Raw genomic sequence first — 23868 nt, 5'->3', positions numbered from 1 at the left:
GATGAAAACACGCGCACGGGGGCGTGCACCATCAAACAAGCGGCCATTCACCCCCTACGAAGGTTTAGGTTGCCGCCGCGGCAACCGCAACCGTCAGGCGGTCAGCCGTGCCGGAGCGCGCGGGCGAGCCACCCTTCGAGTTCGCGCGCATCGATCGGTTTTTCGAGGAGACACAGCGCGGCGCTCGCGCGCACGCGCTCGCGCTGGCGGACGGTGGCGAACGCCGTGACGAATATGGTCGGAATGCGCGCGCCGGCGGCTTCGATCCGCGACAGCACGTCGATGCCGTCCATCCCGGGCATCTGGATGTCGCAGATCAGGCAGCGCGTGCGCGCCACCCGGTCGGACGCGAGGAATGCCGGCGCCGACGCGAACTCGCACGCGTCGCCGCCCAGCGCGCGCACGAAGCTTCTCACGGCGGCGCGCACGAACGGATCGTCGTCGACAATCGCTACGAGATCGGTGACTGAGAGTGAAAGAGGCATCCGCGCTTATGGCCAGGGGAACGAGCAGGCTCGCCCCACATACTGCTACACAAGCCGCCAGCATACCGTCACGCCGCCGAACCGCCACCATATCTACGTATGGGTCGGCTTGCTCCCGACGACGCCGTCGCTACCGCGACGGCAATTCGATGCCGAGCGCGGTCATCTTGCGCACCAGTTCCGCGACGGAACGACATTTCATCTTTCGCATCGCCTGGCCGCGATGGATCTTGGCCGTGATCTCGGCGATGCCCATGTTGCCGGCGACCTGCTTGTTCATCAGGCCCGTCGCGACGTGTTGCAGCACCTCCCGCTCCCGCGGCGTCAGCGATTCCCAGCATTCGCGCAGATCGAGCAGCGACTGGCTGGCCTCCAGCCGCTGCGCGTCGCGGTCGAGCGCCGCGACCACCGCATCGATCATTTCCTGGTCATGAAACGGCTTCGTCAGGAAATCCATCGCGCCAGCCTTCATCGCCTTCACCGTCATCGCGATGTCGCCGTGCCCGGTCATGAAGATGATCGGCATCTGCGGGCCGCCATTCTCGACCAGCGACTTCTGGAACGCGATCCCGCTCTGCCCGCGCAATCGCACGTCGAGCACGAGGCAAGACGGCCCCGTCCCCTTCGGCGCCGCGAGAAACGCTTCGGTCGACGCAAACGCGCATACCGCCAGATCGATCGAGCGCAACAGGCTGACGAGCGCGGCACGCACGAATTCGTCGTCGTCGACGACATAGACGACACGGCCGCTCCGATCGTCGGATGAAGTCGCCACGTTCGGCATTCTGATCTCGGGCATTGAAATATTCGCTGGTGAATTTGCTGGAATGGCCGCGTGGCGGCGCGAAGGCATCTCGATGCACGCGGTGCGGCCGCCGCTCGAAGCGGGATGCCCCGTTCGCATCGTGCGGCCGGGCACGTTGCCGCGACGCATGCGGACGATGCCCCAACGATCGCCCACTCTGCCGGCATCAATGAAAACACGCGAACGCGCCAATTATTCCAGTCGCAATTCACCGATGCAACTGCGCGCGCGCCGGCTCGGCCGCTCATCGGCTTGCGCGACCTCGTCGCGGCGCATGACCGCCGGTCGAACATCGGAGGCCGCGCGTAAAACAGCGCCGAACATCGACCGCGCCGACCGCGTCCGTCCGTTGCCGCCACGCGCCGACGCACCCATGAGTATCCGAATGTATCGGGCTTCGGCGCGGATACATGACATTGCAAAACGCTGCGCGCCGGACACACGCGAGATACCTCTCCAGCGCTCAATACACCCACGGCGGAACCTGATACGAACACGACGTCGCGGGCCCATGCAGGCTCCCGACGCCATCAGGTGACGCGAATACGTTCCGTTCCATCCCTCTTCAGGAGCCCCGCATGAACACGTCGAAAATCACGCTCGCATTCGCCGCGCTCGCGCTGACTGCATCCGCCTACGCGGCATCCCCGGCCGACACGGTCGCCGGACATTCCGACGGGCAGGCCGCCAGCCAGTGGGCGCCGCTCGCCCCGATGGCGAAGACCCGCTCGGAAGTCCGCCAGGAGCTGGTGGCGGCGCGACAGAACGGCGAGCTCGACGCGCTGAGGAAACTCTATTCCGGGCATTGAACGGCAGCCCTCGTGTCGCCCCCCGCACAGGCGAGACACCGTCGGCGTCCTCGCCTGCGCCCGGGCCGTCACTGCATTTCGCCCCAGGTAGGGGGCACGCCCGTCTGCCCATGAAGCCAACCGAATTTTCAACGATGCTTCCCGACATGCTGCCGCGTCTGCGGTCGTTCGCGCTGCGTCTGAGCGGGAATCGACACGACGCGGACGAGCTCGTGCAGCGCGCATGCATTCGCGCGCTCGAGCGGGTTCATCAACTGCGGTCCGATACCGCGCCGGTCAGCTGGGTCTTCTCGATCGTCCATTCGATCTGGCTCAACGAGTTGCGGCGACGCAATCGGCGCGACCGCCTGCTGCTCGAGTGCAGCGACGCGCTGCTGGAAACGGTCGCCGATCCGCGCGCAGCGTCGGAGACCGCCGTGGCCGTCCGCCAGATCGTCGACGCCGTCGAACGGTTGCCCGAACCGCAGCGCATCGCGTTGCTGCTCGTCAGCGTCGACGGGCTGAGCTACAGGGAAGCCGCGTACACGCTCGACATCCCGATCGGCACCGTCATGAGCCGGATATCGCGTGCGCGCAAGGCGATCCGCATCGCGCTCGGCGGCGGCGCAGCGCGCACGTCGCGGGACAACTTCACGGGTTCGGCGGCCGGCGGCTGATGCGCGTTGCCGCGGGCAAGTCGATCGACGCGGGTCCGCCTCGCTCGCGGCACGTCGCGGCCATGCACGAACGGCGACGGAATAAACGACGTGCGTGGCGTGTTCAGTGTAGGCAATCGCATCCGCCGCGGGGGATGCGACCGGGCACCTACTACTCGACACGAAATATGTCAGCACTTTCCAGAATGCTACTCGTCTATGACGGCACCGACGAGGCACAGGCCGCGCTCGCGCGATGTGCGGCGCTGTCGCACGCGCTGTCCGCGGCGGTCGACGTCGTCACCGTCGTGGATCCCGTGACCGCGAACGCGCAGACGGCCGGACTGCTCACCGGTCTCGCCCACCATCGCCTCGAGGAATTCGCGCGCGACGCACTTCAGCGCGCGATCGTCACACTCGCGGACGACGGCATCGACGCGCGCGGCTTCGTGCGATTCGGACGCGCGGCCGACGCCGTCGCCGCCCACGCGCTGACCACCCGTCCGGACATGATCGTCGTCGGCCATCGCGCCAGCAGCGGGTTCGCGCGCTGGTGGCGCGAGCGCCCGGTTCACTTCGATCTTGCCGAGCGCCTTCGTGGCGCGGCGCTGATCGTCGTGACGGTGCCGTCCGCGTAGGGCCGCCGCTCGCGCCGCGCGCATCACGCGTCCGGCTCGAGCGCGTCGGGCACCGATACGCCGGCGCATGACTGAATGGTCGCCGCGAGAATCATGCGTTGCCGGTTGGCGGGCAGGCAAACGTCGCTCGAGCGCGGACGGAACACGCGATCGCCGCGCGCGATCGCGCTTCCCGTCAACGCGCAGACCGCCGGCTCGCGTGCGCGGCTGCGGCACCAGATCTGCTCGGTATACCGTCCCGAACGCGAGTCGCTCCATGAAACGGTGATCATGGACGACGACAGGCACTCGATCACCTCGATCGCGTCAAGCGGCGCTTCACGTGCGAGCGTGTCGTCGTCGTCGGACCGGCGCCGGCCGAAGCGGCGCGACTTGTATCGCGTGCGCTGCGCTTGCCGGCAGACATCGCGTTGCTCCAGCGAAGGATCGAGGACATTGATCAACGTGCGAATCATGATGTCCGCTTCAGGCAGGGTCGCCATCATCGTTTCTCCCATCCGGTCGTGTCGGTCGTATCGGTCGTGTGAAGGCGGACGCACGCAAGCGGCCACGGCGGGGCGATTCGCCGGCGGTGCGTCCGGCCGTCGCTCAGGCGCCGCCTTCCGAGCGCAGCGTGATCCGGCTGTTCACCGCCGTGACGCCGCGCACCTTCCGCGCCGCCTCGACCGCCAGATGATCGAGGTCTTCGCTTTCGACCTGGCCGGTCAGCGTCACGCGTCCGGTCGACGCGTTGCCGAACACGACGATCGGCTTCCCTTCAAGCCCCTTCGTATGGGACAGTGCCTTCTGCACCGACCGCGAAAACGTGCGATTGGCCGCACGGACCGCCTTCTTCGACGTGCCGGCCGCCGGCGTCGTCGTGAGCGCGGCATCCGCACCGGCCGTATCGGGTCGTTCGTCCGCGAACGCGCGCAGGTTCATGCCGGCGATCAGGGCGACGGCGAGGCCGCCGGTGACGACGATGTGTCGGAGTTTCATGATGGGTTCCTTGGATGTCTGGTATCGGATCGACAAGCACGTGTGTTCCGGCGACCTGCGTCGTCACGATGCGCACGCATCACGTCCGCGCCGCGTCGCGATTCCGACTCGCTGACGGGTCGGTCGCGCCGTCGTCAACGTGAATCGTGTACCGGTGAAGCGAGCATAAGGTGACGCGTCGGCGTGCTCCATAGCATCTGCAGCTAGCCGCCTGACGCGTCGGCATGAGTCGCCGCATACGTTCGTATAGGCAGCCGGTCCGGTTCGCCCTGCCCCTTCCCGCGACGTGCAGCGGTCGCGCACCGATTCACGCCCCGACACATCGCGACCGTGCCCGCTCACATCGAAGAAACCGGCAGTGTCACCGTGGCCCGCGTGCCGCCGTGCTCGCGCGGCGCAAGTTCCAGCTGCCCGTTGTGCGCTTCAACGATGGACTTGCAGATGGACAGCCCCATGCCCATTCCGTGCGGCTTGGTGGTGAACAGCGGTTCGAACAGGCGCGCGGCCACCTGCGGATCGAAGCCGTCGCCGTTGTCGTCGATCCGGATGCGCACGAGGTTCCGCTCCAATTCGCATGTCAGCACGATGACACGCTCTCCTTCAGGTGTACCGATCATCGATTCCGCGCCGTTCATCAGCAGGCTGATGATGGCCTGCTGCAGCGGCACGCGTTCGCCGCGCATCGGTATCGGCGACGCACATCCGTCGACGCGCAAGTTCACCTTCATCGCGTCCAGCGTGCTTTCGAGTATCTCCGCCGCCTCGCGCAGCGCATCGGCGAGGTCGAACACGGCGAACACGGGCGCCGTGCGCCGTGCCCTGGCGCGCAGCGCACCGATGATGGTCCGCGCACGCACCGTGCACGCGCAGATGTGCGCAAGCATCTCGCGGGCGGCTTCGATGTTCGGCGCGCCGCGGTCGAGCCATTTCAGCCCGGCACGCGCGGACGTGTCGATCGCCGTGACGGGCTGGGCGACCTCGTGCACGATCGACGCCGCAAGCTCTCCGTACGCGGTCAGCCGACTGGTGCGATCCATTTCGGACTGCGTTTCGCGCATCGCGGCTTCGACGCTGCCCACGCGTGCGCGCTGCGCGTCCAGCTCGTCGCGCAGCCGAAGGTTCTCCAGCACGCATCCGGCATGCGGCGCAATGATCTCGACCAGTGCGGCCTTCGCCGGCGTGAACATGCCCGGCAGGTCGCCATGCTCGAGATACAGCGCACCGATCAGTTCACCATTGCACCGTATCGGCACGCAGATCACCGAGCGCGGCTTGCGGCGGCGCACATAGTCGTCCGTTCGCCAATGGTCGGCGGCGCACGCATCGCGCAGCACCAGGCCGTTGCGCAGGTGCACGGCGGCGGCAATGATCGGCACGGGCAGCCGGTCGGCCGGCCGCCGCTCGGTGTGCGGTCCGTTCGCGGCCGTCGCGACGGCCGCTGCCTCCCAGCCGCCGTCGCGCAGCACCGCGATCACGCCCCAGGTTGCCCCCGCCCCCCGCAGCGCCGACTCGAGCAGTGTCGCGACGCGCGTCGCGGGCGAAGCCTCGTGCGCCATCGCGCGCGAGACGTCGCGCAACGCGTGCACGTCGACCGACCGCAGCGATCGAGACACGAGTTCGTCGAAGGCCGGGCCGGCTTCGGCCCCGCCCGGATCGGCGAGCGATTTCCATGGCGTCCGCGCAGCGAGCGTGCTGCAGACATCGTCGAGTTCGTTGTTCATGGGTCTATCTCCTGCTTGCCGGCATCGGCCTCTGCCAACCTGAAATCAACATTTCATGTAGTGAGTACTCCACAAACTAATGGTAGCAGCAGTTTCTCAAAATAAAAATGTGAAGATAGCGTTCACGCCATCTTCATGCGTGCCGATACGTCGACCACACCCCCTTCAACCCATTGAATCAATTACCTATTCACGATTTGTTGCGAACCCGGCGAGAGTTCCGTAGAATCCCGAATTCATGTAGCGTTCCCTGTACGAAAGTTCGAGGAATGCCGCTGTTCCAGGTTTCTTTCAGGCGGCACGACGAGGTTGCCGGCCGCCATAGGAGCGGTATGACTCAAGCAACAAAAGCCAAGACGGTGCGCGGAACCGGTGTCCGGGAGGCAGCGGCACAGGAAACCCGCGACAAGATCCTGCGCGCGGCGACCAAGGTCTTCGCGCGCTACGGCTACGAAGGCGGCAGCGTGGAGCGGATCTCCAGGCTGGCGAAATCCTATGACCGGATGATCTACTACTACTACGGGAGCAAGGAGGGCCTGTTCGTCGCGGTGCTGGAAGGCATCTATCGGCGAATGGACGAGGCGGAGCTCAAGATGGCGCCCGATCCGTCGAATCCCGTGGAAGCGCTCAAGACCGTGATTCGCTTCAAGCTGGACTACTATTGGCGCAATCCCGATTTCATCACGCTGCTCAACACCGAGAACCTGCACCAGGGCAAGCATTTGGCCAGGCTCGAACGCCGGGGCGAATATTCGTCGCATGCGGTGCAGATCGTGGCCAGGATTCTCGAAAACGGCGCCGAACAGGGATTGTTCCGCACGGAGCTGAACGCGCGCGACGTTTTCCTGCTGATCATTTCGGCAGCGTATTTTTATACGTCGAACCGCCACACGTTGTCCGCGTTCCTCGGCGAGGAACTGAATGCGCCGGAGGCCGTGCGCCGATGGGAGGCGTTCGTCATCGACAGCGTGCTGCGGGTCGTTCGCAAGGATCCGCCGATCGGCGATTGAGCGTGTGCCGGCGCCGATGTCGCCCCGCGTGACCATGACGATGCAGACACCTTGAAATGAACTACGTTCGCGCCACTACCCTCGACGAAGCGCTCGGTACGCTTGCGGCGCAGCCGCGGCCGCGCATCGTGTGCGGGGCCACCGACGCATTTGCCGATATCGGGCTCGTGCCGGCGCGCTCGGCATGGCTGGATATCAGCCACGTCGACGCGCTGCGCGGCATCGAGCTGAACGACGGCGTCGCCCGTATCGGTGCGGCTGCCACGTGGGACGCCATCGCGCGCACGGCATGGCTGCCCGTGGCGCTCACGGACGCAGCCGCGTCGATCGGCCCCCGGCAGATTCGCGTGCAGGGCACGATCGGCGGGAACGTGTGCCATGCGTCCGCCGTCGCGGATGGCATCCCCGCGCTGCTGGCGCTCGATGCGAGCGTCGAACTGGCCAGCGTGCGCGGCATGCGCCGCTTGCCGTTGGCCGAATTCCTGCTGGGCAACCGCCGGACCGCGCTGGACGCCGACGAATTGCTGGTGGCGCTGCGGTTTGTGCAACCCCGCGCGCACGCGCGTACGTCGTTCATCAAGTGCACGAATCGCGACGGCGCGGCGATCGCCGTGGTGTCGGCCGCCGCGCAGTTGCGCGTGTGCACCGCGGGGACGATCGAGGCGGCCGCCGTTGCCGTCGGCGGCGCCTCCAACGTTGCGCGCCGGATGCAGGTGCTCGAAAATGCACTGACGGGCCGGCGGCGCGACGAACTGGCCGACGTGCTTGCAATGTCGCCGCTGGACGAGCTGTCCCCGGCCGACGACTGCCGGGCGACCGCCCTGCATCGCCTTCATCTCGCGCGGCTGGCCATCTCGCGCGCTTTCACATGCTGCATCGAGGAGAACGCACGTGGCGCATCCGCAGTCTGACCCGCTTGCCGACGTTCGCGACACCATCGCGGGCGGCGGCCCGGCGATTTCGCCGGAACCGGACTGGTTCGACCTCAACGGCACGCGGCGCCCCCTGCCGGCGGACCGCTCGCAGCGCCTCGTCGACCATCTGCGTGCGGACCTGCGCCAGTTCGGCACCAAGGAAGGCTGCCGTCAGGGCGATTGCGGCAGCTGCACGGTGATCGTCGACGGCGACGCACGCTATGCATGCCTGATCCCGGTCGGACAGATCGCGGGGCGTCGTGTCGTCACCGTCGAAGGCCTTGCCGACGGCACGCGCTGCGGCAGCCGCCTGCAGCAGGCGTTTCTCGCCCATCAGGCGGTGCAATGCGGTTTCTGCACGCCCGGCATGCTCGCCGCGGCGGCGGCGGCCATCGACGCCGGCGAAGTCAGCGACCGCGCCGGTGCGCGGGCCGCGATCGACGGCGTGCTGTGTCGCTGCACCGGCTATCAGAAGATCGTCGACGCGGTGACCGAAGTCGGATGCGGCGCCGCCGCGCGGTGCCGCACGCCCGCGCCGTCCGAAGGGCCGTCCGTCGGCGTCCCGCTCACGCGTCTCGACGGCCCCGAAAAAGTCGACGGCAGCCAGCGATTCGGCGCCGACGACTACCCGGCCGACAGCCTGTTCGTGCGCGCGGTGCGTTGCCCGCATCACCGCGCACGTTTCGCGTTCGGCGACCTCGCCGCATTCGTCGACGCGCATCCGGGCGTGCATCGCGTCCTCACCCACGCCGACGTGCCGGGCATGAATCTGCACGGCGTCGCGACGCCGTACGCGGACCAGCCGGTCCTTCCGGATACCGAAACACGCCACCATCTCGAGGCGGTCGCGCTGGTGGTCGGCGAGCGCGCCGCAATCGCGGCGCTCGACCTCGACCGCTTTCCGGTGCGGTGGGCGCCGCTGACGCCGGTTCTCGCGATCGCCGACGCCGTGCTGGACGACAGTCCGCAGTTGCACGCCGATCGCCCCGGCAACGTGCTGATCGAGGGCGTGGTGCGCCGCGGCGACCCGGAGCGCGCGATACAGGATGCCCGTCACGTCGTCAGCGCAACGTTCCAGTCCAGTTTCGTCGAGCATGCGTACCTCGAGCCGGAAGCCGGCTGGGCGCGACGCGTGGGCAACGTGATCGAAATCCATTCGTCGACGCAGGCGCCGCATCCGCATCGCACCGACCTCGCGCGCATTCTCGGCGTGGCGCCGGAACAGGTGCGCGTCGTGGCGACCGCGGTCGGCGGCGGCTTCGGCGGCAAGCTCGACATGACGGTCCAGCCGCTGCTCGCGATCGCGGCCTGGCATCTCGACCGGCCCGTCGCGATGGCGTTCTCGCGCGAGGAATCGATGGCCACGTCGACCAAGCGCCATCCCGGCCGCATGACGTCCAGCATCGCCGCCGATGCCGATGGGCGGCTGCGCGCGGTGACGTTCGAAGGCGACTACAACACCGGCGCGTTCGCGTCCTGGGGGACGGCCGTCGCGAATCGCGTACCGGTGCATGCGGGCGGCCCGTACGTGATTCCGCACTACGCGGCGCACACACGCGCGATTCATACGCACGTGACGCCGGCCGGCGCTTTCCGCGGCTTCGGCGTGCCGCAAACGACGATGTCGCAGGAACAGCTGATCGACGAGCTAGCGTTCGCGGCGGGCATCGATCCGCTCGAGTTCCGCGCGCTGAACGCGTTGCGCCCGGGCGATACGCTGCCGACCGGGCAAGTGCTCGACGACAGCGTCGGCCTCGTCGCATGCCTCGATGCGCTGCGTCCGGCGTGGCGTGACGCCCATGCGCGGATCGCGACGCTGAATGCGGCGGCGCCCGGCCACATTCGCCATGGCGTCGGCGTCGCGGCGTTCTTCTACGGCTGCGGCAACACCGCATTGCCGAACCCGTCGACCGTTCGCTTCGGCATCCGGCGCGACGGCACGATCGTCCTGCACCAGGGGGCGGTGGATGCCGGCCAGGGCGCGAATACCGTCATTCCGCAAATCGCGGCCGACGCGCTCGGCGTACCGGTCGACCGGCTGCAATTCGTCGGCCCGGATACCGCGCTGTCGCCCGATTGCGGCCGCACGTCGGCGTCGCGGCAGACCTTCATCACCGGTCGCGCGGCCTTCCTGGCCGGCACGGCGCTGCGCCACCGGTTGCTCGCGTTCGCCGGCGCGGCGTCCGATGCGCGGATTTCATCCGATGCGCGCGGCATCGCCGTCGACGGCCATCCGCTGGATCTGCGGACGCTGCCCGTCGATGCGCACGGCTACGTGATCGCGGCCGAGGAGCGCTTCGATCCGCCGACCACGTCGCTCGATGCGTCGGGGCAAGGCACGCCTTATGCAACCTACGCGTTCGGCGCGCAGATGGCGGAGGTCGCGGTGGACTGCGAAAGCGGGCGCGTGCGGGTACTCAAGGTCGTGGCCGCGCACGACGTCGGCAGGATGGTCAATCCGACGCTGCTCGAAGGACAGGTCGAAGGCGCGGTCGCGCAAGGCGTCGGCATGGCGCTGATGGAGAAGTACCACCCCGGCCGATACAACAATCTGCACGACTACGTGATTCCGACCGTGCACGACATGCCCGACGTGCAGTCGATCTTCATCGAGGCGCCGACGGCCGTCGGCCCGTACGGCGCGAAAGGCATCGGCGAGCCGGCGCTCGTGCCGACGGCCGCGGCCATCCTGAACGCGATCCATCACGCGACCGGCGTACGCATCCGCGAAGCGCCGGCCACGCCGGACGTCGTGCGGCGCGCACTCGCGACCGGCAAACGGCCTTCCGCGCTTCGATAGCGCCATTCCTACTTCACGAACAACAACAATGACGACAACGAGAGATGCCGACGAAGCCGCGCTGCGAATCGTGCCGCGCGCGTCGTGGTACGCCGAACTCGATACCGCCGGCAAGCGCGCGTTCAAGGCGGCGTTCGCCGGCTGGGCGACCGATGCGTTCGACTTCATGGTGTTCAGCTTCGTGCTGGCTTCGCTGATCGACCTGTGGGGCCTCGATCGCGGCAAGGCCGGCCTGTTGAGCACCGTGACGCTGATTTTCTCGTCCGTGGGCGGCTGGATCGCCGGCATCCTCGCGGATCGATACGGACGGGTCAAGGTATTGCAGGGGACGATCCTGTGGTTCTCCGTCTGCACGCTGGCAATCGGTTTCGCGCAGAACTTCGAGCAGATCTTCGTGCTGCGTGCGCTGCAAGGGCTCGGCTTCGGCGGCGAATGGGCCGTCGGCGCCGTGCTGATCGGCGAAATCGTCGCACCCGCCCATCGCGGCAAGGCGGTCGGCCTCGTGCAGAGCGGCTGGGCCATCGGCTGGGGCGGCGCGGCGATTCTCTACAGCATCGCGTTTTCGGTCCTTCCCGAGTCGCTGGCCTGGCGCAGCCTGTTCTGGGTCGGTATCGTGCCCGCCCTGCTCGTCCTGTACGTACGCAAGCACGTGCCCGAACCGGAGGTGTTCGTACAGGCGGACGCCGCCCGCAGACAAGGCGCAGGCCGGCCGTCGGTGTGGGCGATCTTCTCGCGCGCGCACGCACGGCGCACGGTGCTGGCCGCACTGCTCTGCACCGGCATCCAGGGCGGCTTCTATGCGATGTCGACGTGGCTGCCGGCCTTTCTCAAGATCGAGCGACACCTGTCGGTGCTCGATACGGGCGCCTATCTGTTCGTGATCGTCGTCGGGTCGTTTTGCGGCTATGTCGTCGGCGCGTATCTTTCCGACTGGTGGGGACGCCGACGCAACTTCATGCTGTTCTCCGCGCTCTCCCTCGTGTCGGTGTGCGCGTACCTGACCGTCCCGCTGTCGAATGCACAGATGCTGTGGCTCGGCTTTCCGCTCGGTTTTTCGTCATGCGGCATCTTCAGCGGCGTCGGCGCGTACCTGACGGAACTGTATCCGTCGACGTTCCGCGCCAATGCGCAAAGCTTCACCTACAACTTCGGACGCGGCATCGGCGCGCTGTTCCCGAGCCTCGTCGGGATGCTGAGCCATTCGCTCGGCCTCGCGCTGGCCATCGCGATCTTTTCCGGCGCAGCCTATGGCGTGGTGCTGCTCGCCGTCCTGCTGCTGCCGGAGACGAAGGCGACGTCGCTTTGAATTCCGGACGTGGCTGCGGCCGCTACCCGCGAACGGCCGCCGCCCGGTCGACTTCCGGTATGCTGATCCACGCGAAATCCCGGGAATCAAGGTAACCACTGCGATGGACATCGCGATCCGCATCGAAGGCCGTCACGACCTGACGGGGCAAATCTTCCGGCAACTGCGCACGGCGATCGTCGACGGGCGGCTCGAAGGCGGCGCGCGGCTGCCGTCGACGCGCGACCTCGCGAAACAGCTCGGCGTGTCGCGCAAGACGACGCTCGACGCGTTCGAGCGCCTCGCCGCCGAGGGCTACCTGACGACGCGCGCGGGCGACGGCACGTTCGTCGCCGGCGGCCTCGCGCGCGTGCCGCATGCCGCGGCGACGTCGGCGCCGTCGATCGTCGACGAGATGCCGTGCATCGACGCGGTCGATGCACGCGCGCTGTGGAACGACCTGCCCGACGCGCTCGCGATGCCCGCGCCGCAGGACGCGCCCGGCTTCGACTTTCGCGGCGGCGTGACCGACAAGACGCTGTTCCCGTTCGACGCGTGGCGGCGCTGCCTGCATCACGCGCTGCGCCAGCAGGCGCGCGGCCCCGGCCAGTACCACGACCCGGCCGGCGATCCGCAGTTGCGCGGCGCGATCGCGCGCTACGTCGGATTCAGCCGCGCGGTCGCCTGCAGCTGGGACGACGTGCTCGTCACGCAAGGCGCGCAACAGGCGCTCGACCTGCTCGCGCGCGTCGTCGTGCGGCCGGGCGACGTCGTCGCGGTCGAGGATCCCGGCTATCCGCCCGCGCGCGCCGCGTTCGCGTCGCTCGGCGCGACGGTGATCGGCGTGCCGGTCGACGCGCAGGGCCTCGTCACGGAACGGCTGCCGGACGACGCGCGGCTCGTCTACGTGACGCCGTCGCACCAGTTCCCGCTCGGCATGCCGATGACGCTCGATCGCCGCGTCGCACTGCTCGAATGGGCGCAGCGCCGCCGCGCGGTGATCATCGAGGACGACTACGACGGCGAATTCCGCTTCGAGGGCCGGCCGGTCGAATCGCTGAAGAGCCTCGACCGCACGGGCCTCGTCGCGTACGTCGGCACGTTCTCGAAGACGATCTTTCCCGAGCTGCGGATCGGCTACGCGATTCCGCCGCGCGCGCTGCGCGGCGCGCTGGCCAAGGCGAAGCAGATCGTCGACTGGCACACGTGCACGCTGACGCAGGCGGCGCTCGCGCGCTTCATGCTCGAAGGCGATTTCGCGCGACACCTGAAGCGCGTGCAGAAGCACTACGACGCGCGTCGCAAGATGCTGATCGCGCACCTGCGCGGCGAACTCGCGCCGTGGTTCGACGCGATCGTGCCGACCGCCGGCATCCATCTCGCCGCGCACCTGAAGCCAGGGCTCGACGAAGCGGCGCTGGTCCGCGCGGCGCACGCGCAGGACATCGGCCTGTACGGGATTTCGGCGTTTCACATGGGCGTGCCGGTGCGCCCGGGGCTGCTGTTCGGCTATGGCGGGATCGACGCGCTGCGCATCGACACGGCGCTCGCGAAGCTGGCCGGCTTGCTGGATGCCGGCATCGCGGGCGGGTGACTACTGGTTACCTGAATTTCCGTGGAATTGGCTATTCAAGCAGGCCAGTGCGGCGCTTAAAGTGGGTCCTGTCGCGCCACCCCGGCGCCCCCAACCGAAAAGGACCCGCCATGCAACCGCGCCTGAACTTCTATGCCGCCAGCCCGAATGCGATCAAGGTGATGCGCAACGCCGAGGAATTCCTCGCGAAGAGCTCGATCGAGAAGCCGCTCGCCGAACTCGTCCGCCTGCGCGCATCGCAGATCAACGGCTGCGCGTTCTGCGTCGACATGCACACGACCGACGCGCGCAAGGGCGGCGAAACCGACCGCCGTCTCGCGACCGTCGTCACGTGGCGCGAAACGCCGTTCTTCACCGAGCGCGAACGCGCGGCGCTGGAATGGACCGAGGCGCTGACGCTGGTGGCCAGCAACCATGTGCCCGACGCCGTCTGGGAAGCCGTGAAGCCGCACTTCACCGACGAGGAGCTGTTCGATCTGTCGATGCTGATCGCGACGATCAACGCGTGGAACCGCTTCGCGATCGCGTTCCGCAAGATGCCCGAGTAAGGAGCCGACGATGATCCGTTCCCCGCTCCATCGCGTCGCGCTGTGCGCCGGGCTCGTGCTCGCCGCGGCGCTGCCGGCCGCCGCTCACGCGCACGACGCCGACGACACCGTGCACGCGATCATGCAGCAGGCCGTGCCCGAATCGCCCGGCAAGCTCGCTGTCGTCGCGACGGTCGACTATGCGCCCGGTCAGGCGTCCGAAGCGCACCGGCATCTCGGCTCGGTGTTCGCCGTCGTGTCGAAAGGCGCAGTGCTGTCGCAGGTGAACGACGGCCCGCTGCGCCGCTATCGCGCTGGCGAAGGCTGGTACGAGCCGCCCGGCTCGCGCCATCAGGTGTCGCGCAACGCGAGCGCGACCGAGCCCGCGCAACTCGTCGTGTTCGGGTTGACAGGCGAGCATCAGCCGCTGAAGTCGCCGATCGATCAGTGATCCGACGCGACGGATCGTGCGTCGGCTCGCGACGTAAACGAAAAAAACCGGCCCGAAGGCCGGTTTTTTCATACCGCATGCCGTGAGCGGCGCTCGCGCGCCGCGCGACATCAGAAGCGGTGGATCAGGCCGACGCCGACGCCGATCTGGTTCTGCTTCGAACCCGCGCCCACGCCGTCGCCGATCGACGTCGTTGCCGCGATGACCGCCGCGCCGTTGAGCGTGTTGCCGCTCGCGTGCTGGTACGCCTCAACCGCGTACAGGCCCGTGCGCTTCGACAGGCTGTAGTACTGCGACAGCGTGACCTGGTGGTACTTGGCCGAGCTCGAGATGCCGTTCGACTCGGTCGCACGCGTGTACGAGTAGCCTGCGGCGAAGTCCCACTGCGGCGATGCCTTCCAGTGCAGCACGGCGCCTGCCGTGTTGAAGATCGCCGTGTTGCGGAACGACGAGCCCACGCCCGGGATGTACTGGACGTTCGAGTACGACGCCGAAATGTCCCACGACGGCGTGAACTGGTAACCGGCCGTCACGGCGACGCGCTGTTGCGACTGTGCCGTCTTGTAGCCGTTGTTGATCGACGACACGGCCTGTTCCGCACCGTTGCCGCTCGTGTCCAGACCGTTCTGGGCGGTCGAGTTCGCGCCCCACACACCGCCGCCGAGCGTCGAGTTATTGATCTTCTGGTAGCCGACCGCGATGCCTGCCGGGCCGTTCAGGTACTGGATCGCCGCGCTCCACGTCGAGCCGCGGTTCGTCGCGCCTGCGACGCCGCCGAACGAGTACGAACCGCCGACCGTGAAGCCGTAGAACTTCGGCGACATGTAGACGAGCGAGTTGTTCGCGCGGTAGCTGGTATCCAGCGAATCGATATCGCCCGGGTGCGCGCCGTAGTAGCCGGTCAGCCAGGTCGTCGGGCTGTACGGCGACAGCAGCGTGTAGTACGCGGTGTACTGGCGGCCGGCCGTCAGCGTACCGTACGTGGAGTTGGTCAGGCCAACCCATGCCTGACGCGTGAAGATGCCGCCCGTCCACTGCGACGAGCCGTTAGCCGTGTTGACGCCGGCTTCCAACTGGAAAATCGCCTTCGTGCCGCCGCCGAGATCTTCGCTGCCCTTCAGGCCGAAGCGGCTGCCTGCCCACACGCCGGTGGACATTTGCACCTTCGAGTGACCGCCCGTGGTCGCACCGACTGCCGACGAGTTGTTCTGCCAGGCGATACCGTTGTCGACGATACCGTACAGGGTCACGCTGCTCTGGGCGTGGGCGGCGGTAGCGGCTGCGAGACCCGCTGCCGTCATGGCAAAAGCGACGCGCTTTTTCATTGATTCTCCGTCCTCAAAGAATGTTTCTTTTCTGGTGTGGTTTTATGACCGACACATGTGCGAGTACATGCCGACGCGATTCTGACGGATTACCGATTGTTTCCCAACATGTGCGGTCGGTCATCGTATGATCGACGCAACGCAGCGGTTCACCAAACGGTTACAAGACAGCCCGAAACGCTTGTGCAGCGGGTGTTTCCGCCGTTTGCCGGTGAAAACCCTAGCTTTACATTTTTACGGGTGCAACACGACCGCCCGATGTCGTCAGACGCCTTCGGCGACAAAACGTCTTACCAATGCGCGTTCGAAGCTGACGCCGCGATTCACGCCGCCGCGCAGGATCGCCGACATTCGTGACACCCACATTTCGAGACACGAAATCATGAAAACGTTTTTAGTCGGCGTGCCGGAAACCGGACGGGTACGGTCCGGCGAACGCGGACCGGGAGGCGATGCCGGCGGGGGGCGCGCCGGCGATCTTCAATGCCGTGGCGCAGGAGCCAGCCGCGCGGACACCGCATCGGCGAGCGCGGACAGGCGCGCGCGAATCGCCGTGTTCGAACCGACCAGCACGAGCGACGCCGCCATGATCCGGTAGATGCGCTTTCTCGGCACCTTGGCCGGCTTCGCCGGATCGAGCCACGCCGCGTGGCCGGCCAGCAGCTCGAGCGTTTCGAGCCCGATCATGATCGGCCACAGGCACGCGAGCCGCAGCCGCACGAAACGGCGCGGGATCGCGAGCGTATACAGGCAGGCGTCGCGATACTGGTCGAGCGCGACGCGCAGCAGGTCGACCAGTACGCCGCGCGCGCGCGCCGACGCCTCGGGCTGCATCAGGTCGGCCACCACGAGCCCGTGCGCGCGCAGCACGTCGTCGGGCAGGTAGCAGCGGCCGATGCGCAGGTCCTTCGCGCAGTCGCGCAGGATGTTGGTCATCTGCAGCGCCTTGCCGAAACGGATGCCCATCTCACGCATGTCCGCCAGATCCCAGCCGCGCGCGGCGCGCGTGTGCATCCCCGTCATGTCGGTCCAGAATTCGCCGACGCAGCCGGCGACGAGATACGTGTAGCGGTCGAGCATGTCGCGCGTCGGCAGCGAGGCGACCTGCCCCGACTGCTCGTCCGGAAACGTGCGCAGGTCGAATTCCATCCCCGCCGTGAGCGTCGCGACGACCTTGCGGATCGACGCGCGATCGGCCTCCGGCTGCGCGCGCAGCAGCGCGAGCATCGGCTCCATCGAGCCGAGCAGCAGGTGTTCGTGCGAATCGGTCTGCATCCGCGTCACGTCGTCGAGCGAACGCGACAGCGCCGCACCGTCGCCGAGCCGCTCGACGTCGTCGCGCAGGTCGGTCAGCAGCGCCGCGCGCCGGTCGGGCGCGACAAGGGCCGTGTCGGCGATCGTGTCGGCCGCGCGCGCCAGCAAATACGCCAGGCCGACCGGGTCGCGCATGCCGTCGGGCAGCACGCGCAGCGTCAGGTAGAAGGAGCGGGAAACGTTCTTCAGCAGCTCGCCGAGCAGATAGGCGGGATCGGTATGGGTCGTCATGGGTCGGGAAAAATCGGCCGGCGCGGGCCCCGGACGCACACGGGCGCCGGGCGCCCGCGCCGGCCCGCGAGTCGCCGCATCGTCGCGTCAGGCGGGCGTCGGCCCCGGTGCGGCGATGCAAAATTCCCGCAAGTTTAGTGCATCCGGCGCGCGGGTTCGCTGTGACGGCTGGAATGCGGTGCGCGCCAGCCTGCCGTCACGCGCGCTACCGTGCACACCGCCGCCCCAAAACGAAACGGAAAGGTCGAAGTAATACATATGTAATGATTCGATGCGACGATCGCGCACCGTTCGACTCCGCAGCCCGGCGCCCTGCCCGGCCGCCGGCGCGAGCGCCCTTTCCCGACTCCGTTTCGAAGGTTCATCGACATGCCCCTCAAGCGCCCGACCTCCCTGCGCTACGTCCCGTTCGCCTGTGCCGCCGCGTTCCTGCTCGCCGCGTGCGGCGGCGACGACGATCTGACGCGCGATCCCACGCAGCCGATTTCCGCGAAGGTCCAGGTGGTCGGCCATCGCGGCGCAAGCGCGCTGCGCCCCGAACACACGCTCGCGTCGTACCGCAAGGCGATCGAGGACGGCGCCGACGTGATCGAACCCGACCTCGTGTCGACCCGCGACGGCGTGCTCGTCGCGCGCCACGAGAACGAGATCTCGGGCACGACGAACGTGTCGACGCTGCCGCAGTTCGCGAGCCGCAAGGCGACCAAGACGATCGACGGCACGCAGTTGACCGGCTGGTTCACCGAGGATTTCACGCTCGCCGAGCTGAAGACGCTGCGGGCGCGCGAACGCATCCCGCAGGTGCGCCCGGCCAACACCGCGTACAACGACCAGTTCGAGATTCCGACGTTCGACGAGATCGTCGCGCTCGCGAAACAGATGTCCGCGCAGACCGGCCGCACGATCCACCTGTATCCGGAAACCAAGCATCCGACCTACTTCCAGTCGATCGGCCTGCCGCTCGAGGATCGCCTCGTCGACGCGCTGCTGAAGGATGCGTACACGTCGCGCACGGCGACCGTCTACATCCAGTCGTTCGAGGTCGCGAACCTGAAGACGATCCGCAACCGGATCAAGTCGAGCCAGCCGAACTGGAAGCTCGTGCAGCTGATGGACGAAGCCGGCCAGCGCCCGTACGACTTCGTGAAGGCAAACGACACGCGCACCTACGGCGACCTGTCGACGCGCGACGGGATGCGCGAGATCGCGACCTATGCGAACGGCGTCGGGCCGTACAAGACGTCGATCATCGCGGTCGCCGCGGACGGCACGCTGCAGCAGCCGACGCCGTACGTGCGCCATGCGCACGAGGCCGGCCTCGTCGTGCATCCGTACACGTTCCGCCCGGAGAACAACTTCCTGCCCGCGTCGCTGAAGGACGGCGGCACGCCGGCCACGCGCAACACGGCCGGCTCGGTGCGCGAGATCCAGGCGTACCTGCGCGCGGGCATCGACGGCTTCTTCACCGACGATCCGGCCGTCGGCCGCACGGCCGTCGATACGTTCAAGCGCTGATACCCGGCGCCGACCCGCTCGCGACCGGGCGCCGCGCACGACGCGCCGCGCCCGGTTGCACCGTATCGCTCAGATCACGTTGAAGTGGTGCGTGCCGTCCCGCTTCAACTGGTCGACCAGCCCGTATTCCCAGTCGAGATATGCCTGCATCGCGGCGGCCGCGTTGTCGGTGCCTTCGTACGGGCGCCGGTAGCGGTCGACGCGCGGCGACGCGAGATGCGTCTCGCCGCTCTCGAGCGGCAGCCCGGCGTCGATCCACGCGGCCGTCCCGCCGGTCAGCACCCGGATCTCGGCCGATGCCGGCAGCAGCGCGCGGGCGTCGTCCGCCGCGAACCGCGCGAGCAAGCTCGATCCGCACGTGAACACGTAGCGCTTCGCGGGCGGAATCGCCGCCAGCGCGTCGCGCAACTGCGCGCGCACGGCAAACCACGCGCCCGGGATATGACGCTTCACGTAGTTCGCGCTGGCCGTCACGTCGACGATCGCGAGTTCGCCCGGCGCGGCTTCCTTCAGCCAGCCGGCGAGCGTCGCGGGCGACACGTCGGCTGCGGGCGGCGTCGCCGGCACGTCGCGCGGCGGCTGACCGCGCTCGGTGAATGCCGCCGTGCCGGCCGGCTCGACGACGCGCACGTCCCAGCCCATCTGCGCGAGCCACGACGCGGTCATGTCCGCGCGCACGCCGTCGTCGTCGGCCAGCACGATCCGCGCGCCGCGCACGGCCGCGTGATGGTCGGTCTCCTGCACGAGCTGGCCGCCCGGCGTGCTCAGGAAGCCCGGCAGGTGGCCGGCTTCGTATTCCTCGGGCGTACGCACGTCGAAGCGGTACAGCGTGCGGCCCGGTTCGTCGAGCGCCGCGACGTCGGCCAGCGCGATACGCGGCACGCCCGCGCGCTCGGCCACCGCGCGGGCGGCCCGACGCGCGTCGGCGCGCTGCGTCGCGTCGATCTCGTCCGGAAAACGCCGCGCCGCGCCGCGCTCGAGCGTCTGGCCGGCCAGCGTCCAGCCGATCGTGCCGTTGCGCAGCGCGGCGACCGGATTCGGCAGCCCCGCGTTGACGAGCGACTGCGTGCCGATGATGCTGCGCGTGCGGCCCGCGCAGTTGACGATCACCTGCGTCCGCGGATCCGGCGCGAGCGCGCGCACGCGCAGCACGAGCTCCGCGCCCGGCACGCTGGTCGACGTCGGGATGTTCATCGTCTGGTACTCGTCGAAACGCCGCGCGTCGACGATCACGACATCGGCTTTCGCGTCGATCAGCGCCTGCACCTCCTGCGCGGACAGCGACGGCGTATGGCGCTCGGCCTCGACCCATTCGCCGAACGACTTGCTCGGCACGTTCACGTCGATGAACAGTTCGCCGCCCGCCGCGACCCAGCCCGCGAGGCCGCCGTCGAGCAGCCGCACGTCGGTGTAGCCGAGCCGCGCGAGCGTCGCGGCCGCGCGCGGCGCGAGATCCTCGCCACCCGCTTCGCCGAACACGACGATCGGCGTGTCGCGGCGCGGAATCCGCGTCCACGCGTCGAGTTCGAGCTTCGACAACGGAAAGTTGGCGGCCCACAGCGGATGGCCCTGCGCGTACGGATCTTCCTCGCGTACGTCGATCAGCGCGATCTCGTCGCGGGCCAGCAGGCGCGCGCGTACGTCCTGGTACGACGCGGCGGGAAAGCGGAAAGTAGAAGTGGAGTCGGCGGATTGCGTCACGATGTCTCGGTGTTGAATATGTTGAAGTCGATGAAGAAAGCGGAACGGAGCAAGCGTGGCCCTGCCCGCGCGCACCCGCAACGGGCCGCGCGAGCGGGCCGGGCGTCAGGCATTCGCGTCAGGCATTCGAATAGCCGGACACGAACGGCTTCACGGTGCCGTCGTCCAGGTACACCGCACGCTCGACCTTGCCGATGTTCGCACCGTACACGTGGATGCTGATCGATACCTGGTCGGCGAACGCGTTGGTCACGCGATGCACGTCGCCGATGCGCGGCGACACGGCCTCGACCTCGCCCGGCTGCAGCCGCACGGCGTCGCCCGCGGGCACCGGCTTGCCGGCCGCGTCGAACCGGTACGGCTGCGAGAACTCGCCGCCGCGCAGCATCCCGATCAACCCCCACACCGTGTGGTCGTGGATCGGCGTCGCCTGGCCGGGCCCCCACACGAAGCTGACGACCGAGAAGCGCTCGTCCGGGTCGAGATGCAGCAGGTACTGCCGGTAACGCTCGGGATCGGGCTGCGCGAACGCGTCGGGCAACCAGTCGTCGTGTTCGACCAGCGCGGCGAGCAGCGCGCCGCCCTCGTCGAGAATGCGCGCCTCGTTCGCGCCGGACGCGAGCAGCGCATCCAGCCCCTCGACGAACGGACGCAGCGGCGTCTGCTGCAACGAAAGCGTACTCATCGGCCGGCTCCTCGAATATGATGCGGAATATGATGGATCGTCATGATGCACCCGAAAGACCATGCAGAACAAACATGAAAATTAGCGATATCGACGCTTTTGCAGCGGTCGTCCGCTGTCAGACCCTGAGCCAGGCCGCGGCCGAGCTCGGGATGACGCAGCCCGCGATCACGCGGCGCGTCCAGAATCTCGAGGAAGCGCTCGGCGTGACGCTGCTCGACCGCAACACGAAGCCGCCGCGCCCGACCGACATCGGCCGGCAGGTGTTCGAGCAGTGTCGCGCGATCCTGCGCGAGGTCGACGCGCTGCGCGAACTGGCGGCCGGCGAGCAGCCACCGGCCGGTGAATTCCGGATCGGGCTCACACAAGGGCTCGGCGAGCTGATGCTGCCGGCGCTCATCGCGGAGCTCGCCGCGCAGTGGCCCGCGCTCGCGACGCAGGTCACGACCGCATGGGGCGGCCTGCTCGTCGAACGCGTCGCCCGCCGCGAACTCGATGCGGCGCTGGTCTTCCTCGCCCGCGAAATGGTGCTGCCGGCGCAGGTCGAGGGTGAACGGTTGCTGGCCACGCGGCTCGTCGCGGTCGGCCGCAAGGGCGACTGGCCGCGACGCAGCTACCGGCTTGCCGATTGCCACGCGCGCGGCTGGGTGCTCAATCCGGACGGCTGCGGCTTTCGTGCGGGCCTGCGGCGCGCGCTCGACGCGCAGGGCCTGCCGATGCCGGTCACGCTCGATGCGTACGGACGCGACCTGCAACTGCAGAGCGTCGCGAACGGCTTCGGCCTCGGGCTGATGCCGCTGCCGCTCGTCGAAGGCAGCCCGCTGCGCGACGCGCTCGATATCGTCCCACTCGCCGATTTCAAGCCGCAGATCGACCTGTGGCTGCTGCGCCGGCACGATGCGGCGCGCCTCGACGCGCCGCTGGCGGCCGTCGCCGCGCATGCGCGCACGGCGTTCGCGCTGCCCGAGCAATCGGACGACAAGGCCGCTTGACGTCGCTGCGGCCGCCGCGCAGCGCCTGCCTCCCGCCGCGCCATTTCCGGGCGCGGCAACCCGGCCCGGCTCACGCATCGCGTCGACCGGTTTCGATCCCGTTGCGTGACGTTGCGTCCGCCGCCGCGTTCGTCTGCCCGCGCGTCGTCGCATCGAGCACCGCCCGCCCCGCCGCCACCGCGATCGCGTCGTCCTGCGGCGTATGCACGCGGCTGCACAGCACGTCGCGATAGTGGCGTTCGAGCGGATTCGCGCGGCTCAGCCCGTGATTGCCCGACAGCTTCAGCGCCTGCTCGACCGTCCGGATCGCGTGCTCGGTCACGGTGCGCTTGACGAGGCCGCTGGTCGTCAGCGACGGCGCGTTGCCTGCGTCGGTGCGCGCGATGTGATCGTCGAGCAGCACGCGATTCGTATGCAGCCAGCCCTCGATTTCACCGACCGCCTCCTGCACGCGCGGCAGCGTCGCGAGCGGCGCGCCGAGCCCGCTGGGCGCACGCGTCGTCGCGAACTCGACCAGCCAGTCGCGCGACGCGCGCGCCACCGCGTCGTACAGGCTGCCGAGCAGCGCGACCATCCACGCCTGCTGATCGGCCTGCGCATCGGCATCCGCGTGCGCGGCAGCCGACACGGCCCATGCGTCCGGCGCGCGCACGTCGACCGCGTGATCGGCCGGCAGCGGCACGTCGTCGAACACGACCTCGTGGCTGCCCGACGCGCGCAGGCCGACGTGATTCCAGCTTTCGATCACGCGGATGCGGTCGCCGTCGGTCTCCGGGTCGCGCGGCACGAGAAACACGCCGACGCGCGGCGTCGGCTCGTCGGTCCGCGCCCACACGGCCAGCCAGCGCAGCGCCGGGATGCCGGTGCTGTAGAGCTTGTGGCCCGACAGCCGCCAGCCGTCGCCATCGCGGCGTGCGATAGTGTCCGGCAGCCCGCCGCGCGACGGCGAACCGAGCGCGGGCTCGACGCGCAGCGCGTTGATCAGCGCGCCGTGCGCGACCGCGCTGTCGAACACCGCGCGTCGCACCTGCGCCGGCCAGCGGTTGTCGGCGCGGCCGAGCGCGCGATGCTGCAGATACGTCATCGTCAGCACCAGCGCGGTCGCCGGGTCGGCCCGCGCGACGGCGGCGACGATCCGGCTCGCCCGCGCCAGCGTCGCCCCGGCGCCGCCGTGCTCGCGCGGCACGACCTGCGCGATCAGCCCGGCACGATGCAGCCGTGCGAAGTTCTCGTGCGGAAAGCGGCCGTCGACGTCGTTGCGAGCCGCATCGGCGGCGAGCTCGGGGGCGAGACGCTCGAGCAGCGCGGCGACGCGCGCGTCGCTCGTCTCGTCGGCGTCCGCATCGGCGACGACGTCAGCGTCGTCGACAGGCAGAAGGCGCAGCGAAGGTTGCGGTGGCGGCGAGGAAGCGGCAAGGCTGGCGGACATCGAAACGGATTCCCTGGGTAGGTC

Annotated in this window: 22 protein-coding genes; 12 read left to right on the top strand and 10 right to left on the bottom strand. The window is 68.5% G+C overall.

Going from position 1 to position 23868, the window contains the following annotated elements; translation table 11 throughout:
• Window positions 1–101: 101 nt before the first annotated feature.
• Together HWX55_RS14110 and HWX55_RS14105 are read right to left on the bottom strand one after the other, a co-directional pair.
• Entirely contained in the window at window positions 102–485 is a 384-nt protein-coding gene (locus HWX55_RS14110) for a response regulator (RefSeq protein WP_175976116.1), read from the bottom strand.
• Between the two features lie 130 nt (window positions 486–615).
• Window positions 616–1284, bottom strand: coding sequence for a response regulator (locus HWX55_RS14105; RefSeq protein ID WP_050010943.1), 669 nt, complete (start codon window positions 1282–1284; stop codon window positions 616–618).
• A gap of 584 nt (window positions 1285–1868) precedes the next feature.
• Here HWX55_RS14105 and HWX55_RS14100 point away from each other — a divergent pair.
• The 3 genes from HWX55_RS14100 to HWX55_RS14090 all read left to right on the top strand — a co-directional run bounded on the left by HWX55_RS14100 (window position 1869) and on the right by HWX55_RS14090 (window position 3372).
• The gene (locus HWX55_RS14100; RefSeq protein WP_175976115.1) at window positions 1869–2099 is read left to right on the top strand and encodes a DUF4148 domain-containing protein; all 231 of its coding nucleotides are present in this window, start codon (window positions 1869–1871) and stop codon (window positions 2097–2099) included.
• Between the two features lie 110 nt (window positions 2100–2209).
• Window positions 2210–2755 carry an RNA polymerase sigma factor gene (locus tag HWX55_RS14095; protein ID WP_050010941.1) on the top strand — a complete coding sequence of 182 codons (546 nt, stop codon included), beginning with the start codon at window positions 2210–2212 and terminating at the stop codon, window positions 2753–2755.
• A 185-nt stretch (window positions 2756–2940) separates the two neighbouring features.
• The gene (locus tag HWX55_RS14090; protein WP_175976114.1) at window positions 2941–3372 is read left to right on the top strand and encodes a universal stress protein; all 432 of its coding nucleotides are present in this window, start codon (window positions 2941–2943) and stop codon (window positions 3370–3372) included.
• Between the two features lie 23 nt (window positions 3373–3395).
• Here HWX55_RS14090 and HWX55_RS14085 read toward each other — a convergent pair whose 3' ends face one another.
• From HWX55_RS14085 to HWX55_RS14075, 3 genes are all read right to left on the bottom strand, one after another.
• Window positions 3396–3854, bottom strand: a complete 459-nt coding sequence (locus HWX55_RS14085; protein WP_175976113.1) for a DUF3331 domain-containing protein — start codon at window positions 3852–3854, stop codon at window positions 3396–3398.
• 106 nt (window positions 3855–3960) lie between these two features.
• Entirely contained in the window at window positions 3961–4350 is a 390-nt protein-coding gene (locus HWX55_RS14080; protein WP_050010938.1) for a BON domain-containing protein, read from the bottom strand.
• A 338-nt stretch (window positions 4351–4688) separates the two neighbouring features.
• A complete protein-coding gene (locus tag HWX55_RS14075; protein ID WP_175976112.1) occupies window positions 4689–6071 on the bottom strand; it encodes an ATP-binding protein in 1383 nt (460 codons plus the stop codon).
• 332 nt (window positions 6072–6403) lie between these two features.
• On the opposite strand from HWX55_RS14075, the gene HWX55_RS14070 reads away from it, so the two are divergent.
• The 7 genes from HWX55_RS14070 (at window position 6404) to HWX55_RS14040 (ending at window position 14652) form a co-directional block, all read left to right on the top strand.
• Window positions 6404–7081 carry a TetR family transcriptional regulator gene (locus tag HWX55_RS14070; RefSeq protein ID WP_050010936.1) on the top strand — a complete coding sequence of 226 codons (678 nt, stop codon included), beginning with the start codon at window positions 6404–6406 and terminating at the stop codon, window positions 7079–7081.
• A 56-nt stretch (window positions 7082–7137) separates the two neighbouring features.
• Entirely contained in the window at window positions 7138–7992 is an 855-nt protein-coding gene (locus HWX55_RS14065) for an FAD binding domain-containing protein (RefSeq protein ID WP_175976111.1), read from the top strand.
• Entirely contained in the window at window positions 7973–10795 is a 2823-nt protein-coding gene (locus HWX55_RS14060) for a molybdopterin cofactor-binding domain-containing protein (protein WP_175976110.1), read from the top strand. The genes HWX55_RS14065 and HWX55_RS14060 overlap by 20 nt, the downstream gene beginning before the upstream one ends.
• A gap of 28 nt (window positions 10796–10823) precedes the next feature.
• On the top strand, window positions 10824–12101 hold the full coding sequence (locus HWX55_RS14055) for an MFS transporter (protein ID WP_175976109.1): 1278 nt from the start codon (window positions 10824–10826) through the stop codon (window positions 12099–12101).
• A 103-nt stretch (window positions 12102–12204) separates the two neighbouring features.
• Window positions 12205–13674, top strand: coding sequence for a PLP-dependent aminotransferase family protein (locus HWX55_RS14050; protein WP_175976108.1), 1470 nt, complete (start codon window positions 12205–12207; stop codon window positions 13672–13674).
• A 110-nt stretch (window positions 13675–13784) separates the two neighbouring features.
• Window positions 13785–14222: a carboxymuconolactone decarboxylase family protein gene (locus HWX55_RS14045; RefSeq protein WP_050010931.1), complete on the top strand. Its 438-nt coding sequence runs from the start codon at window positions 13785–13787 to the stop codon at window positions 14220–14222.
• A 10-nt stretch (window positions 14223–14232) separates the two neighbouring features.
• Complete coding sequence (locus HWX55_RS14040; RefSeq protein ID WP_175976107.1) at window positions 14233–14652, top strand: cupin domain-containing protein; 420 nt, start codon at window positions 14233–14235, stop codon at window positions 14650–14652.
• 110 nt (window positions 14653–14762) lie between these two features.
• Here HWX55_RS14040 and HWX55_RS14035 read toward each other — a convergent pair whose 3' ends face one another.
• The gene (locus tag HWX55_RS14035; RefSeq protein WP_050010924.1) at window positions 14763–15977 is read right to left on the bottom strand and encodes a porin; all 1215 of its coding nucleotides are present in this window, start codon (window positions 15975–15977) and stop codon (window positions 14763–14765) included.
• A 480-nt stretch (window positions 15978–16457) separates the two neighbouring features.
• Window positions 16458–17522: a squalene/phytoene synthase family protein gene (locus HWX55_RS14030; protein ID WP_175976106.1), complete on the bottom strand. Its 1065-nt coding sequence runs from the start codon at window positions 17520–17522 to the stop codon at window positions 16458–16460.
• A gap of 369 nt (window positions 17523–17891) precedes the next feature.
• On the opposite strand from HWX55_RS14030, the gene HWX55_RS14025 reads away from it, so the two are divergent.
• Window positions 17892–19037 carry a glycerophosphodiester phosphodiesterase gene (locus HWX55_RS14025; protein ID WP_050010922.1) on the top strand — a complete coding sequence of 382 codons (1146 nt, stop codon included), beginning with the start codon at window positions 17892–17894 and terminating at the stop codon, window positions 19035–19037.
• Between the two features lie 69 nt (window positions 19038–19106).
• On the opposite strand, the gene HWX55_RS14020 is transcribed toward HWX55_RS14025, so the two are convergent.
• Window positions 19107–20738, bottom strand: a complete 1632-nt coding sequence (locus HWX55_RS14020) for a rhodanese-related sulfurtransferase (RefSeq protein ID WP_175976105.1) — start codon at window positions 20736–20738, stop codon at window positions 19107–19109.
• 118 nt (window positions 20739–20856) lie between these two features.
• A complete protein-coding gene (locus HWX55_RS14015) occupies window positions 20857–21423 on the bottom strand; it encodes a cysteine dioxygenase (protein WP_006482085.1) in 567 nt (188 codons plus the stop codon).
• A 17-nt stretch (window positions 21424–21440) separates the two neighbouring features.
• Between HWX55_RS14015 and HWX55_RS14010 the strand changes: the two genes are divergently transcribed.
• Window positions 21441–22415, top strand: coding sequence for a LysR family transcriptional regulator (locus HWX55_RS14010; protein WP_175976104.1), 975 nt, complete (start codon window positions 21441–21443; stop codon window positions 22413–22415).
• Between the two features lie 70 nt (window positions 22416–22485).
• Here HWX55_RS14010 and HWX55_RS14005 read toward each other — a convergent pair whose 3' ends face one another.
• Complete coding sequence (locus HWX55_RS14005) at window positions 22486–23844, bottom strand: acyl-CoA dehydrogenase family protein (RefSeq protein WP_175976103.1); 1359 nt, start codon at window positions 23842–23844, stop codon at window positions 22486–22488.
• Between the last annotated feature and the right edge of the window lie 24 nt (window positions 23845–23868).

This window comes from Burkholderia sp. BCC1047 (genome assembly GCF_902833155.1).
Classification (GTDB): Bacteria; Pseudomonadota; Gammaproteobacteria; order Burkholderiales; family Burkholderiaceae; genus Burkholderia; species Burkholderia sola.
Note: the sequence above shows the minus strand (reverse complement) of the source record. Positions and strands in the feature narration are given on the sequence as shown.